The sequence below is a fragment of the Phaeodactylibacter xiamenensis genome (assembly GCF_965229835.1).
Lineage (GTDB): Bacteria > Bacteroidota > Bacteroidia > Chitinophagales > Saprospiraceae > Phaeodactylibacter > Phaeodactylibacter xiamenensis.
In genome coordinates this window covers 7,578,857-7,592,494 of record NZ_OZ245931.1, presented here as the reverse complement: position 1 = coordinate 7,592,494, position 13,638 = coordinate 7,578,857, and the positions used below count along the sequence as shown (strand labels likewise).

At 52.2% G+C, this 13,638-nt stretch carries 13 protein-coding genes; 4 read left to right on the top strand and 9 right to left on the bottom strand.

Translation table 11 applies throughout. The annotated features are described in order from the left end of the window. Positions 1-2: 2 nt before the first annotated feature. Entirely contained in the window at positions 3-1,040 is a 1,038-nt protein-coding gene (locus tag ACO08I_RS28985) for an Rpn family recombination-promoting nuclease/putative transposase (protein ID WP_421947937.1), read from the bottom strand. Between the two features lie 139 nt (positions 1,041-1,179). On the opposite strand from ACO08I_RS28985, the gene ACO08I_RS28980 reads away from it, so the two are divergent. Next, on the top strand, positions 1,180-2,634 hold the full coding sequence (locus ACO08I_RS28980; protein ID WP_421947936.1) for a T9SS type A sorting domain-containing protein: 1,455 nt from the start codon (positions 1,180-1,182) through the stop codon (positions 2,632-2,634). On the opposite strand, the gene ACO08I_RS28975 is transcribed toward ACO08I_RS28980, so the two are convergent. The 4 genes from ACO08I_RS28975 to ACO08I_RS28960 are packed head-to-tail and all read right to left on the bottom strand — an operon-like array spanning position 2,614 to position 7,019. Next, complete coding sequence (locus ACO08I_RS28975) at positions 2,614-3,756, bottom strand: flavin-containing monooxygenase (protein ID WP_421947935.1); 1,143 nt, start codon at positions 3,754-3,756, stop codon at positions 2,614-2,616. The genes ACO08I_RS28980 and ACO08I_RS28975 overlap by 21 nt on opposite strands. Continuing rightward, a complete protein-coding gene (locus ACO08I_RS28970; protein WP_282778602.1) occupies positions 3,753-4,196 on the bottom strand; it encodes an acyl-CoA thioesterase in 444 nt (147 codons plus the stop codon). The genes ACO08I_RS28975 and ACO08I_RS28970 overlap by 4 nt, the downstream gene beginning before the upstream one ends. A 27-nt stretch (positions 4,197-4,223) precedes the next feature. Further along, the gene (locus ACO08I_RS28965) at positions 4,224-5,600 is read right to left on the bottom strand and encodes a T9SS type A sorting domain-containing protein (RefSeq protein ID WP_421947934.1); all 1,377 of its coding nucleotides are present in this window, start codon (positions 5,598-5,600) and stop codon (positions 4,224-4,226) included. Between the two features lie 42 nt (positions 5,601-5,642). Next, positions 5,643-7,019 carry a T9SS type A sorting domain-containing protein gene (locus tag ACO08I_RS28960; RefSeq protein ID WP_421947933.1) on the bottom strand — a complete coding sequence of 459 codons (1,377 nt, stop codon included), beginning with the start codon at positions 7,017-7,019 and terminating at the stop codon, positions 5,643-5,645. A gap of 107 nt (positions 7,020-7,126) precedes the next feature. Here ACO08I_RS28960 and ACO08I_RS28955 point away from each other — a divergent pair, with 107 nt between their 5' ends. From ACO08I_RS28955 to ACO08I_RS28945, 3 genes are read left to right on the top strand one after another with little or no spacing between them, the layout of a single operon-like run. Beyond that, positions 7,127-8,653, top strand: a complete 1,527-nt coding sequence (locus tag ACO08I_RS28955) for a M14 family zinc carboxypeptidase (protein WP_421947932.1) — start codon at positions 7,127-7,129, stop codon at positions 8,651-8,653. 35 nt (positions 8,654-8,688) lie between these two features. After that, the gene (locus ACO08I_RS28950) at positions 8,689-9,300 is read left to right on the top strand and encodes a DinB family protein (RefSeq protein ID WP_421947931.1); all 612 of its coding nucleotides are present in this window, start codon (positions 8,689-8,691) and stop codon (positions 9,298-9,300) included. Next, positions 9,297-10,241 carry an FAD-dependent oxidoreductase gene (locus tag ACO08I_RS28945; RefSeq protein ID WP_421947930.1) on the top strand — a complete coding sequence of 315 codons (945 nt, stop codon included), beginning with the start codon at positions 9,297-9,299 and terminating at the stop codon, positions 10,239-10,241. Before ACO08I_RS28950 ends, ACO08I_RS28945 begins: the two co-directional genes overlap by 4 nt. Positions 10,242-10,393: 152 nt before the next feature. Here the strand turns inward: ACO08I_RS28945 and ACO08I_RS28940 are convergent, their stop codons facing one another. The 4 genes from ACO08I_RS28940 to ACO08I_RS28925 all read right to left on the bottom strand — a co-directional run bounded on the left by ACO08I_RS28940 (position 10,394) and on the right by ACO08I_RS28925 (position 13,634). Continuing rightward, positions 10,394-11,401, bottom strand: a complete 1,008-nt coding sequence (locus ACO08I_RS28940; protein WP_421947929.1) for a cytochrome-c peroxidase — start codon at positions 11,399-11,401, stop codon at positions 10,394-10,396. Between the two features lie 47 nt (positions 11,402-11,448). Next, positions 11,449-12,198 (bottom strand): MbnP family protein, encoded by a 750-nt coding sequence (locus ACO08I_RS28935; RefSeq protein ID WP_044224899.1) that lies wholly within the window; start codon positions 12,196-12,198, stop codon positions 11,449-11,451. Between the two features lie 145 nt (positions 12,199-12,343). Beyond that, positions 12,344-12,721, bottom strand: a complete 378-nt coding sequence (locus ACO08I_RS28930; RefSeq protein ID WP_282778616.1) for a hypothetical protein — start codon at positions 12,719-12,721, stop codon at positions 12,344-12,346. 4 nt (positions 12,722-12,725) lie between these two features. Further along, positions 12,726-13,634, bottom strand: coding sequence for a hypothetical protein (locus ACO08I_RS28925; RefSeq protein ID WP_282778618.1), 909 nt, complete (start codon positions 13,632-13,634; stop codon positions 12,726-12,728). Between the last annotated feature and the right edge of the window lie 4 nt (positions 13,635-13,638).

Below are 13,638 nucleotides of genomic sequence, written 5' to 3'. Positions count from 1 at the left end.
TCCTATCTGCGGGAATCGAGCAAATCCGCAGCAAGTTGGTCTAACTTTGTGGATTCTTCGGTGCTTAGTTTAATTTCAGGTAGGAACTGCGCCTGAATATAGCCCAAGAGCTCCGGCTGACCGGGAGCAGCTAATTGATCAAATAACCCGATAACCTTTTCGGCCTCTAATTCCGTAAAATCAGCCAAATCCACAGCGCTCATCTGCGGGAAGCGGGTGGCTGTTTTCAATAGGTTAAAAACCCGGGCCTTTAGCTTGCCCACTTGCTGCCCCTTTTCCAATAATTGCTCAAGCGTGCTCATAACTTTTGATTTTGTGCCAAATTCTTTTTGATCAAGTGCCTCCATGACTTCATCGGCGGATCGCTCCGCAACACCGAGAATGTAGGTTATTGTTGCTAATCGCTCATCTTTATCCGATGCCCCTTCAAAAATAACCTCAAAATATTGAAATATCAAGTCCACCCGGTGCTTTAGCGCCATTGACATTAATGCCGTACGAAAGTAACTTAACTCCAGTTTCAACAATTCCCCGGGAGGCAAACGGTGGGCGTCCTCAAACAGAAACTCAAAATCCGGCAGGTGAGGTTTCAATTTTTCAAAATGAGGAAAGCCTTGAAACAACTGCCGAACTGTTTTAGGCTGCCACTCTTTCTCACCGTTGTAAAACAAAAGTGGCATTACCGGTTCCAGCTTCCGCCCTTTTTGCTTCACCATATCCTGCATTAACAGGAAAATATAAAGCCCTACCTGCACGGAAACATGCTCATCGGGCTGGGATTTGTGCTCAAACAACAGGCAGAAATTAAGATAAGCACCCTTTTCCGCCTTTAACCTGCACCGATACACTACATCCGCACTAAAAAGCTTTAAATGGGGGCTTAATAATTTAACTTTTTGAGGATTAAGCGTATCCAGGTCGGCAATCGAAGCTATATCAGGATAAAAATACTTAATATAGTCTTTGGCAACTTCCGGATTACTCATCACTTGTTGGAAATACCGGTCATCCGGTTGATAGACTTGGGACTGTTTAGGCATACAGAGATTGCTTTAAGACAAATATACATTTTTTGTGTTCAACTTTATATTTTTAAAACTTTTTAGTCTGCCCCGGATCCAAATTATCAGAAAAGTATTACTTTGCCCAATCAAACCCATCACCTCAAAATCAATCGGTATGAACACCTTCAACCACTACCTGAAATACCTATGCCTCAGCGCCCTTCTACTCCTCAGTCAGGCTACGCTGGCACAAGACCTCGTCGATTTTGAATTCAAAGGCAGCCAAACCCTGGCACAAATGCAGGCACAGTACGGCTTTTTAATGCAAAACGGCATTGAATACTACAAAATCCGGTACACGACACCCGATATTAATGGCGTCACAGATACAGCCTCCGGACTGATCGTTCTGCCGGTGCGGGAAGCCGAATTTCAATACCCGCTGCTGTGCTACATGCATGGTACCGTAGACAGTAAAACCGATGTCCCCTCCAATCTGGCCGGCGGCTGGGAACTCGCCGCCGCCTGGGGCGGACTAGGCTATGTTGCTGCTGCCCCGGATTTCCTGGGGCTTGGTGAGTCCCGGGGCTTCCATCCTTATGTACATGCCGATACGGAGGCTTCAGCGGGTATTGATATGCTCTTTGCAGCACGGGCATTTTGCGAAAGCGAAGGGCCAGCACTGAATGATCAGCTGTTTGTCACCGGATACTCTCAGGGTGGGCACGCTGCTGCGGCCGTCCACCGCGAACTGGAAGCGAACTACACCGATGAATTCACAGTCACTGCCTCCGCCCCTATGTCCGGCCCCTACAGTATCTCCGGAGCGATGCGCAGCGCCCTGCTCAGTGACGAACCCTACTTCTATCAGGGCTACCTGGCTTATACCGCCCTTTCCTATAACGAAGCCTATGGGCTTTTTGACAGCGTGGAAGCATACTTCAAGCCGCCCTATGCTGAGCCGATTGAACAGTTTTATCAGGGCGCTATCACCCTCAGTACCCTGAACAGCACCCTCATCGACTTGCTGACAACCAACGAAGGGGCGCCTATTCCGCGCTACATGCTGCAGGACTCCCTGCTCACCGCTCTGGAGGATGAGAATAGCGACCACCCTATCCTGCAGGCGCTGGAAGACAACGATGTATACGACTGGGCACCACAGGCACCAACCCGGCTGTACTACTGTACCGCAGATGATCAGGTGGCGTTTACCAACAGTATCCTCGCCGATTCGGTCATGAATGCCAATGGCGCACCGGATGTCCTTGCGGTGGATGCCGGCACGACCCTCAACCATACCGAATGCGTACAGCCAGCTACCGTTGCCGGCGCGATTTTCTTCCTGGGTTACCGTGAACTCATCTCCAATACTTCTGCCTTCACTCCGGACTGGAACCTGAGGGTGTTTCCCAATCCGGTGAGCAATATCCTGCACCTGCGGGAACTCCCATCTGGAACCACCTTACAGCTAATGAATACGAACGGACAGATCATGTTTGAACAAATTGCAGCCGGACCAACGGCGGAACTAAAAATGAGCCCTTACCCCGCTGGTCTTTACCTGCTGAAGATCAATACGCCGGCTGGCAGTTCTACTGTAAAAGTGTTACGAACTACTAATCGTTAACCGGGCCTGTATCGCCTCTGCAATACGCGCTGAGTCCCGGTACACTACGCCTAGTATTCCTCCGGGCTGATAATTGTCAAACCCGAGGAAGTAGAGCCCCTTGTGCGGTCCCTCCCCTATACAGCTTTTGGGCAGGTGATCCGCATTGAACAAGGACTCGCTATGTGGAATAAAGGCTTCGAGGCGGGCGTGATAGCCGGTGGCCAGGATTACGTGAGTAAAGCGGTGCTCACTCCCATCCTCAAAAATGGCGCCATCTGGCGTGAAGGCCTTAAGTTCAGGAACCACTTTGATTTTACCGGCTTTGATAGCGGCTACTGTGCCGATATCAATGACCGGCGTTTTGCCTGTCTCCCGCAACTGACGCGCAGGCGGCATAGTGGAAGGCTTCAACCCGTAAGGCCTTAGGTCTCCAAATGCAAGCCCCTGTACCTGCTTGCCAATCCAGTCGCCAATGGGCGCAGGCAGCTTTGCAAGAGTGAAGGCCGTCTTTTGAGTGGGGCGCCCCAGGAAATCGCGGGGCACAATATTGACCGGGCCTCTGACGGATAGCAAGGTTGGAATGCCTGCTTCGCTCAGGTCCAGCGCTATTTCCGCACCGGTATTGCCCATGCCTACAACCAAAACGGTGGCGTCCTCAAAGGGTTCCGGATTGCGGTAATCCTTGCTGTGAAGAATAGTGCCCGAAAAATCCTCCTGATCTTCAAAATGCGGGCGGTTGGGCACTCGGTTGACCCCGGTGGCGAAGACGATGTGCTCCGCTTTAAAGTGAGCCCCATTTGCACAGGCAGCGACCCAGTGATCGCCTTCCCGGCTTACCCGCTCCAGGCTGTGCCCAAAGTGGGGCGCAATTTCAAAATGGGCGGCATAGCTTTCCAGGTAATCTACCAACTGCTGACGGGAGACGTACTGCGGATACTCCTCTGGAAAAGAAAGATGGGGCAGGTGAGAAAATTCCTTCACGGTATGCAGGTGCACCCGCTCGTAGTGGTGGTGCCAGGCGTGCCCGACTTCCTGGCTTTGTTCAATCAGCTCGAAATCGAGCCCCTGGTGGCGCAACCGGCCGGCAATGGCTAACCCGGCCGGTCCAGCCCCAACGATTAAAATCGGTGTCGCTTTCATACTTGTTGTTCTATAGCCTGTATGCCCTGACGAAGGCTTTCCGGAACAGGCGCCTTGGACTGCTTCACATAGTCGTACGTAACGATTGTGGCATTGGCAATCGCCACCAGGCGCTGATGCTCCTGACTATACATTTTGCAATGCATCACAAAGCGGTCCTCCCCTATTTCCGTGACTTTAATCCCCATCGTAATCGTATCCGGATAGTGGACCGGGAACAGATATTTACAGTCTTGCTTTGCCAGGATTACGCCCGGCAGTCCCTCCTGCTCAAGTACGACCGGGTAATTCAGCCGGTCAAGGTACACCACACGCGCATGCTCAAACCACCGCAGGTAAACTACATTATTGACGTGGTTGGCAGCGTCCATCTCGCCCCACTGTACGGTGATGTTCGTCTGTACCGGAAAATCTGCCAGTTCTGAAATTGCCGAAGCCATAATTCGCTTTTTGAACCGGCAATATAGCTACTTTCCAGCGACAATGAAGCGTTGCACGCCCTGACCTTCTGCTCCACTGACCCTTAGCTGGTAGACACCACTCGCAAACTGCTGTACATTGAGCTGAGCGGGGAAGGTTGTCCACTGCCCGGAAGTAACCCTTGCGCCATTCGCATCGTACACCTCATAGCGCGCAGGGCTATTAAATGCCTCTATTTCAACCTGCAATATTCCAGCTCCTGGGTTTGGAAAAACATGCAACGGAACTGATCTTCCCACATCAACCACCCCGGTCAGCTCCTCCACCACTTGGAATTGCACGGGGATGAATGTCGACAGCCCACTGCTCAGGTCTTTGGCTTTAAACCCTAAAAGGTAAGGCGCAGCTCTGTCATCTTCCGGCTCCACCATCCAGGAAAAGGTTTCGAGGGGCTGAGGGCCAGTCGTGGTATCAAAAACCGCCGGGGTATTAAAAAAGGCCAGCAGGCCACCCGCTGCGGTCAGCTCCACCTCCTCCCCGAAAGGGATGCTTTGGGCCACCGCCTCCAATTCTACCACATCGCCCACCTGCACTTCCTGCAAAGGGGTGTCATCAGAGAGGGTAAGTGCAGGAGGAAGCGCCATCAGCTCTTCGACTTCAATCAGCATATCACGAGTCACCTGCTCCCAAAGCGCCCCATCCCGGTAGGTGCTGACCATGATGTTGATTAAATACCGGCCAGGCCGCTGTGGGGCGTCCCAGACAAGCAGACCGGTCTCTGCATCTATCATCAACTGATTATTGGGGCCAGGGTTGATCGACGTAGGCTCCTGATAACCCGGGATAGTGCCTTCTTCTGACTTTGGGATTAGCAGCTGATGCACCAACACATCCCCATCACGGTCAAAAGCAGCCGACAGATGCGTAAACACCTGCCCCGAGGCACTGCGGTCCAGCATGGCAGGCTCGTAAAATACCGGGCTAAAGTGGGGCTCCTCCGACTCGGTGACCATAGCCAGCGACTCAACATAAAACGGAAAAGGCTCAAGCCCTCCATTCATAACGATCACCCGGTTGGGCTCATTGACCGAAAGGGTGTATTGCCCAACGTCCTCATACGTGTGGGCTACCCGATAGACGCCCAGGAGTTGAACCGGCGTTAACTGTTCCCCATCGGGCAGCCCATCATTATCGGCATCTATACCATTGGTAACCCAAGCAGTTGAACAGGCTCCGTCTCCCCAGCACAAAGTAACAGAATCCGGTACGGTAGCCGTGGCATTAGCCTGAATGTAGAGGTGGAGCTCCGCCTCCAGCGTTAGGGGCGCGGTCTGCTGAAAGGTAATTTCTCCGCCCCGGATGGAAGCGGCATTGAGCGATACCGCAAAAAAGATGGATAGAAATAGGAGTAGTATATTTTTCATTTTGAATGAATTTTGGATTGAAGGCGTGGTTTACGAGCCTACTTATTGCTTGATAAAAGGCAGTGGGCGTTGCTGCCCGTCTGGCAGAAGCACCGTCAGTACATACCACCCTTTAGGCAAAGGACTGACATTCAAAGGACTGCCGGATTGTTGCACAGTACCAGACTGAAGCAGTTGTCCGGAAACTGCCCGGATTTCATAATTAACAGGCCCGGTATGCTCCAGTCCGGAGATTTGAAGGCTTTCGGTTGCCGGGTTGGGGAATAGCCGCAAATGATCCTCATTCTGGAAATCTTCAGCTGAGGTGAGTTCTTCCACGACGCGGAAACGGATGGGGATTAGGGTCGAAAGTCCATAGGGGCTACCATCATCACGTGCTTTGAAAACAATCTGGTAGGGTGCTTCACGTAAATCCTCAGGCTCCACTATCCATTCAAAAGTGCCGTCGACCAAATCAGCGGCAGACAGGGAATCAAAAGTTGCCGGATTTCCGAAGTACTCAAATAAGCCACCAGTACAGGTTAATTGAACTGGATTGCCAAAAGGCTGGCTTAGTGCTGCAGCTTCTATAATTATTGTATCGCCTACTAAGACATCTTGCTCTGTTGAGAGACTACTCAGTGATAATATTGGAGGCTTTAGTTCAAAATCATTAATAACGATCATCATATCCCGGACCAAATTGTCCTGTACAACTCCGTTACGGTAAGTAATAACTTCAACAGCCAACACAAAAATGCCCGACCTGGAGGGTTCAACTTCAAGCATTCCAGTGACTAGGTCAATATTTGTCTCTAACAGCGTTTCATCGTAATTAGGCACTTGATTGTTAACATTATGCAATGGGACGATTAAACGATAGACAATACTATCGCCATCAGGATCAAATGCATTGGGCGTATGCCTGAAAACCTCGTCTGCTCCCCCCATATCCACAACCGCAGGTTCAAAAAGCAATGGACTATGATTAGGTGTATTATCATTGGTTAGGCGAACGGTTGCCTGTATATGAAAACGAACTTGCCCGGAATTCGGGAAATTGATGTTGTAAATACCATCCAGCCTATTAACAGGAGAGGTACTTAGAACATACTCTCCGGCATTTTCATAAACATGGATAGCCCGGTAGATACTGTGGCGAACATCTGTCCCAGGAATTAATTCACCCTCTGGTATCCCATTACCATTTTCATCTATTCCATTATATCTAACTGCATAGCCTGAGTTGCCATCTCCAAAGTTTATGCTTATTGAGTCTCTCCAGGTAAATGCTCCTCCATCTTTATAGTAAATATGTGCCGAAGCCTCTACTGTATTAGGAGCGATCTGGCGAAATGTCATTTCACCCCCTAAACCATGCGTAGCATACAAAGAAAGAGCAGAACACACCCCAATCAGGGCAAGTACAATTGATTTCATAGCTTGACGATTTAATGTTTTGTGGTGTAATGCCTATAAGATACAGAAATGCCCCCGCACTATCAACCAAGAATCCCTATTTTGTCGGCAAGCCTAAAATTTTATCCATGAAACACCTTCTACCTATCTGCCTGCTCGCAATGCTTTGGGCCACCGGCTGCCAGAATGCCCCCGAAGAACTTGATACCCCGCTCCTTGGCGAAGGCGATTCCCTAAGCCAGGCCATAACCCGCCCCGAAGCGCCTCCTTTGGCTGCACAACTGCACGAGGCGTTTGAACAATACCGGGAACCAACCATCCAAGACCTGCGCTTCAAGCATGCGGACATCGAGCCGCTGATCAATGGCCTGCCTGACGATTTTGAAGTGGAAAAACTTGGAACCTCCCTGGAAGGCAGGGCCATCTACGAAGTGCGTATCGGGAGCGGGCCGGTGCCGGTCTTGCTTTGGTCGCAAATGCACGGCGACGAGCCCACCGCTACCATGGCTATTATGGACATTTTCAATTTTTTCAAAGCCAGTGGTGATGGTTTCGACAGTTTGAGGAACCGGATTATCTCAGAGCTGACCCTGCACTTTATCCCCATGCTCAACCCGGATGGCGCAGAGCGCTACCAAAGGCGGAATGTGCTCGACATCGACCTCAACCGGGATGCCCTTCGCCTGCAAAGCCCGGAATCCAAAATCCTAAAAGCTACCCGTGACCGAACACAAGCGGTCTGGGGCTTCAACCTGCACGATAAAAACCGCTATTATGCCGCCGGGGACAGCCCAAAAACAGCCTCTGTGTCCTTCCTTGCCCCCGCCTTCAATGCTGAAAAAGACATTAACGAGGGCCGTGCGAATGCCATGCAGCTCATTGTTTTGATGGATGAGGTGCTGCAACAGTACATCCCGGGTATGACGGGCCGGTATGATGACACCTTCGAGCCCCGGGCTTTTGGCGACAATATGCAAAAATGGGGCACCAATACCATTCTTATTGAAAGCGGCGGACTAAAAGAGGACCGGGAAAAGCAGTACCTGCGGCAGTTGCACTTCACCATCCTGCTAACGGCTTTCCAGGCGATCGCCGATGGCAGTTTTGAAAGCTGGCCACAGGAAGCTTACGAAGATATCCCCTACAACGACAGCGGGGCTTTTTATGACTTCATCCTCCGCAACGCTACCCGCATGTACGAGGATCAGCCCTTTGTGACCGACCTGGCATGGCGGCACAGGGAAATTGACGTTGACGATGCCCGTGCCTATTACCTCCGGGGCAGCATTAGCGACCTGGGCGACCTCTCCACTTATCATGGTTACGAAGAACTGGATGCCACAGGCTACACCATCGTGCCAGGCAAGCTGTACCCCCAGGCCCTCCCCGATGTTAGTGCCCTGCGCCAAAAGGATATCCGGGGGCTGCTTTCACAAGGCTATACCGATTTTGCAGTCACGAACCGTCCACCTGCCCAGGCTTCCGCACGGTGGCCAGTAGCCCTTATTGCTCCGGGCAAACAACCCAACAACGCCCTCTACCAATACGGCAATCCCAGTTTTCTGCTCGAAAAAAACGGGCGGTATCACTACGCCATCGTTAATGGTTTCGCTTATGACCTGAGGGAAGACCTCCCTGCTTTCAAACTACCATAAGCAGCCGATACCTCGATAACAGAAAAAACCTACGCATGCAGCTTTATCCTTTTCTACTAAGCATCTTGCTCTTATTCATGACCACCACCGCACAAACCCAAACCGTTATGTCCAGTGACACCCTACCCTACCGGCAAATCCCTGAGGCTCCGGAATCCTACACCAGCAGCGCCACTGTGGCCCGAATGGTTGACGGGCTTGGCTTCCGCTATTACTGGGCAACCGAAGGGCTAACCGAAAAAGACCTGCTTTACAAGCCCAGTCCGGATGGGCGCACTACTATGGAAACACTGACCCACATCCACGGCCTTTCAGCAATGGTCCACAACAGCGCCTTTCAGCTGCCCAATAAACGCCCGGCACCAGCCGCTCCCGAAGACTTTGCAAACCTTAGGCGAGCCACTTTGGAAAACCTTAAAGCAGCCAGTGATCAGTTCCGGGAAGCCAATACCAATGACATGGAGCGCTTTGACCTGATCTTTGAACGAGAGGGCGTACAATCAACTGTACCGTTCTGGTTTCAGCTCAACGGCCCCATTGCGGATGCCCTTTGGCACGTCGGCCAGGTGGTCTCCTTTCGGCGGGCAGCAGGCAATCCGGTCTTCCCCGGCATCAGCTGGTTTCAGGGTAAAGCGATGGAGAAATGAGGCGGGTCATCGTTGTCGGAGCAGGCGTCTCGGGCCTGACCACCGCTGTAACCTTGCAGGAAGCGGGCTACGCAGTCACCATTTACACACAAGATCTGCCCGGTGCCACGACCTCCGCTGTAGCCGCCGCCATTTGGTTCCCCTATGCCGTAGCGCCAGTCCATGCTGCCAATCGCTGGAGTGCAGAGTCCTACCGGGTTTTTGAGCAGCTGGCGCAAACACCAGCCACCGGAGTAAGCATGACCGATTTCCTGGTCCTCACCCGCCCGGGGCTCGATAACAGCTGGCGGGAGGAACTGCCGGAAGGTGCCGTACGCCTGGCAAAAGCCGAAGAACTGCCGCCGGGGTATGAAATGGGCTACCTTGCCAAAGTCCCCCTCGCAGAAACACCCGTCTATCTCCCCTACCTGCAAAGCCGTTTCCAAGAAGCGGGTGGGCTGTTCCAACAAGCAACCGTACATCACCTGACCGACCTGGCCAGGGAAGCAGATCTCATCGTCAACTGTGCCGGGCTTGGGGCACGGGAATTATGTCAGGATGAATCGGTTTACCCCATTCGCGGACAAGTGGTCAAAGTGGAAAATGTACCCGGCACCCGGTCTATGGTAGACTCCATGGACAAAGGCAAGCTGGCCTATGTGATCCAACGCGGTAAGGATACCATTCTGGGAGGTACCGACTACGAACATGATTACAACAACACGACTTCTCCGGAAGACACTCAAATTATCCTCCGGCGCTGCGCTCAATTGCAGCCTTCCCTTACCAAACCTAAGTTGATCAATGCTGCCGCAGGACTCCGCCCCAAGCGGCCGGCCATCCGCTGTGAGCAGGAGCCCGGTCAGCCTATTTTTCATAATTACGGGCATGGAGGGGCGGGCTTTACGGTGTCCTGGGGCTGCGCAGGGGAAATTTTGAAGATTATACTTGGTTTAAGTTAGGGCATACTGGGAAAGTCTGCCCTAACCTCTATATCCTAATTTTAGTTGCCTGTATTGAAAATGAGTAATCCCATTTGGATAAGAGGGTACGCAGAACTGCTTCCGCTCCACTACATCGGACGGGAAGAAGTGTACCCCAATGTGCGATTCAATTAGGGCTTAAATCGCTGGTCTGTTAAAAAGGAGGCATCGGTAAGGGTATGCAAAAAGGCTTCCAGATCAGCCATTTGTTCCGTAGAAAGGCCCAGTGGGCGAATGCGGCTGTCTTTGTTCGGGTGAGTTGTGCCGCCGGTGTTGTAATGCTCCAGCACGGCTTGCAAATCAGGCAGGCTACCATCGTGCATGTAAGGCGCGGTGAGGGCTATGTTGCGCAAAGTAGGCACACGAAAGACGCCATCGTCTTCAGGCAGGCCCGTGACGCGGCGGCGGCCCCAGTCTTCATACGTTTCGTACAGCCCGTTGTTGAAAAAGCCGTTTTCCGTAAAATTGAAGCCTCCGTGGCAGCTGCTGCAGTTGGTTGCATCGCTGAAAAACAGTTGGCGGCCACGCTCAGCGGCGGCATTGAGGCTAACTTCGCCCATGAGGTACTGATCGTAAGTACTGTTGGCACTAATGAGGGTGCGCTGGAAAGCTCCGAGTGCCCGGGTGATGGTAAATGGATTAGCCGGCTCGCCGTATGCCCGTTGAAAAGCGTCTACATATTCCGGATCCGCATTAAGTCGCTCAGCAGCGTGAAGGATCGGCAGGTCCATCTCGGCATGGTCTTCGATGGGCACCAACGCCTGAATGTCGAGCTTAGGCACGCCCCCGTCCTTATTGACTTTGGTGAGATAGGCCAGATTAGCCAGTGTCGGCGAGTTCCTAAACCCCAGCCGCCCCCGTACACCGGGACTGATGGGCAGGTCATCGGCAAAGGCAAGCGATTGCTTATGACAGGCACCACAGGTAATACTCGAATCTACCGACATGGCAGGCTCAAAAAACAGCATTTTCCCCAGTGCTACACGCGCCTCGGTCAGCTCATTATCTTCCGGGATATCCGGATATGGGAAGTGCGGCGGCAATTCCAAAACGTAAGGCGTGGTGTCTACCGGAGAGGCCGGCTCCTTTTCGCAGGAAGCAAAAAACAAGAGCAACAAAAGAAATGGGCAATACCGCATAATCAAAAATTTAGGGTTGCCCGCTCTTCGCAGGCAACCCTTCAGTTTTAGTGCATCATACTGATCGCAGCCGGGATGTTATCCCGCACAGCCGCAGCCAGTTCAGGATTATTCATGGTGTGGGTAGAGAAATCAGTAGAAAGGTCAACACCTTCAAACAGTTTCGCCAGGTCAAATTCCATGTGGAGCATGTTGCTGCCCTTTTCCACGTCTTTGTGGGCAGTGAGGCTCACATTCTGCAACATATTGTTTGTACCCAGATGGAAAGCCATAGTTTCATCCATCGTACCATCACCATCTGTATCTACTTTGCCGTCAATACGCAGGAAGCGGTAGCCGGAGTTCCAGTTCCAGTGCATAGCCGGGAACTGAATAGCGAGCGGATCCTCAGCGTCGCGGGAAGTGAAGTCGTCTTCAGACTGACTGTTGATGGCAGGGTCTACGCCCACAAAGAAGTTCACCATGTGGTAATGTCCGGCAGGGACAGTGGTCACTTCCTGCATGCCTGCTTCCGGCGTCACCAGCAGGTACTTGCCTTCTACGGGAATTGCATCGCCTTCTTCCGGCATCAGCTCAATACCGCCCACATAGAAGTTAGCAATAGTGAACTGTACGGAAGTCCCATTAATATCGTACACCTGCGTTGTATCAAAAGCAGCACCATCTACAGTGTACTCAAACATCATATTCACGGTGCCTTCCTGAATACCAGGTGTTTCATCATCATTGTCGCAAGCTGAAAACGCAAGCGCGAAGACCGCAAGCAGCGCAAGGGTGGAAAATTTGAATTTTGTCATTGGTCAATTTTTATTTAAAGTTATTAGAAGTTGTTTTATACTGACGATTAAGTGGTTTGCCACAGCAAACCTACTCAATATCAGCATTTACGCTGGGAAGTGGCTTGCTTCGATGTCGCAAACCACTTCGTATTGCGTATAATTTCTATTGCAGATGGACCGTAACAGCAGCATTTGTCGTGTTCTGGTCATGATCATCAGCTGTTACCTGAAGCTCGTAAGTGCCGGGCTCCAGGCCGTTGAGTGGAAACTCCAGGCGTACCTCATGGCGCAGTGCGTGCAAGTGCTGCTTTTCCACCAAAGTGGGCATACCATCCTCGGCAATAAGCCAGATAAAGTAGGTGTGCAGCCCAAGGTTTTCGGAGAAATCCACTTCTACAGGCATCACATCCTCCACCGACAGGACAGCGCCTGCTGTGGGTGCCAGAATGTGAATGTCTGGTTCTACCGTGTCAATAATTGCTTCCTTCTGACAGCCCATAAAGGCGATCATAAAAACCGGAAGCCAGGTTAGTTTTCGCATTTGATCAAAAAAAGTAATTGAGGTGAAGCGCCACTCTTGAGCGGGCCTCCACCAATCCGGTATTCCAATCCTGTTGCAGGGGCAGACTGTAAGTCACGCCCAGGTTGTAGCGCTGCCAGAACACCTCGGCGCCGGCATTGACCAGCCAGGCCTCCCCACCGGTATAGGTGCGGTAGTAGCCATTCTCAATGTCCCAGTCGGCCTGTTCATAGTAGAGCCCCAGGTTAGGCATCACGCTGACGCCACCAATCTGCTCCACCCGAAAGAGGCTCAACAGCCCGGCAAAGCGGTTGCCAAACTGATAGCCATTCTCACCGGCCCCATTGAGGCGGTAGGTGGCGTCGAGCAACAACCCGGACCGCCCACTCCGTGCGGTGTAATTGAGGTTGAACAAAGCGTCCCAGCTACCCGTCCCTACCTGAAAGTTAGGGTTCACCACCTCGTTGGCGGCAGGTTGCTGAAACGCTCCCGTTGGCGCTTTACCACCTATGCCCGCCACGACCCGGTGCCTGACTTTCTGTTGCAGGCTATCGCTATTGTCAAAAAAAGTATAGCTGAGCAGCCCGGTCACATCGCCCAGCCCGCTGACTGTTCGCGGCCCGTTGGCATCCTGCCGCAGATGGTAGGCATAGGGGAGCATTATCGTGGCCTGCAAGCGGGGATGAATTTCCCACCGGCCCCGAATCTCCAGGGTATTGAAGTATTCGTCCTGCGGGCGCGCACCGGCATCAAAAGCAGGATCCGCAAAGGTCCGGTAGTGCTGATGCTGCCACCAAAACCCCACGAAGTGCCCACCCAGGCTCGGCATTAAAGCCGCATAGGAAGGCGACATACTGCAACCACAGGCATCACAGGCCTGAGCAGACGAAGCCAACAGCAGCAGCACCCCAATCCAAAAAGATCGGAATAACATGAAT

Excerpts from the sequence above, each read along its gene's own strand:
- ACO08I_RS28985 (WP_421947937.1), bottom strand. The coding sequence starts at position 1,040 with ATGCCTAAACAGTCCCAAGTCTATCAACCGGATGACCGGTATTTCCAA.
- ACO08I_RS28980 (WP_421947936.1), top strand. The coding sequence starts at position 1,180 with ATGAACACCTTCAACCACTACCTGAAATACCTATGCCTCAGCGCCCTT.
- ACO08I_RS28975 (WP_421947935.1), bottom strand. The coding sequence starts at position 3,756 with ATGAAAGCGACACCGATTTTAATCGTTGGGGCTGGACCGGCCGGGTTA.
- ACO08I_RS28970 (WP_282778602.1), bottom strand. The coding sequence starts at position 4,196 with ATGGCTTCGGCAATTTCAGAACTGGCAGATTTTCCGGTACAGACGAAC.
- ACO08I_RS28965 (WP_421947934.1), bottom strand. The coding sequence starts at position 5,600 with ATGAAAAATATACTACTCCTATTTCTATCCATCTTTTTTGCGGTATCG.
- ACO08I_RS28960 (WP_421947933.1), bottom strand. The coding sequence starts at position 7,019 with ATGAAATCAATTGTACTTGCCCTGATTGGGGTGTGTTCTGCTCTTTCT.
- ACO08I_RS28955 (WP_421947932.1), top strand. The coding sequence starts at position 7,127 with ATGAAACACCTTCTACCTATCTGCCTGCTCGCAATGCTTTGGGCCACC.
- ACO08I_RS28950 (WP_421947931.1), top strand. The coding sequence starts at position 8,689 with ATGCAGCTTTATCCTTTTCTACTAAGCATCTTGCTCTTATTCATGACC.
- ACO08I_RS28945 (WP_421947930.1), top strand. The coding sequence starts at position 9,297 with ATGAGGCGGGTCATCGTTGTCGGAGCAGGCGTCTCGGGCCTGACCACC.
- ACO08I_RS28940 (WP_421947929.1), bottom strand. The coding sequence starts at position 11,401 with ATGCGGTATTGCCCATTTCTTTTGTTGCTCTTGTTTTTTGCTTCCTGC.
- ACO08I_RS28935 (WP_044224899.1), bottom strand. The coding sequence starts at position 12,198 with ATGACAAAATTCAAATTTTCCACCCTTGCGCTGCTTGCGGTCTTCGCG.
- ACO08I_RS28930 (WP_282778616.1), bottom strand. The coding sequence starts at position 12,721 with ATGCGAAAACTAACCTGGCTTCCGGTTTTTATGATCGCCTTTATGGGC.
- ACO08I_RS28925 (WP_282778618.1), bottom strand. The coding sequence starts at position 13,634 with ATGTTATTCCGATCTTTTTGGATTGGGGTGCTGCTGCTGTTGGCTTCG.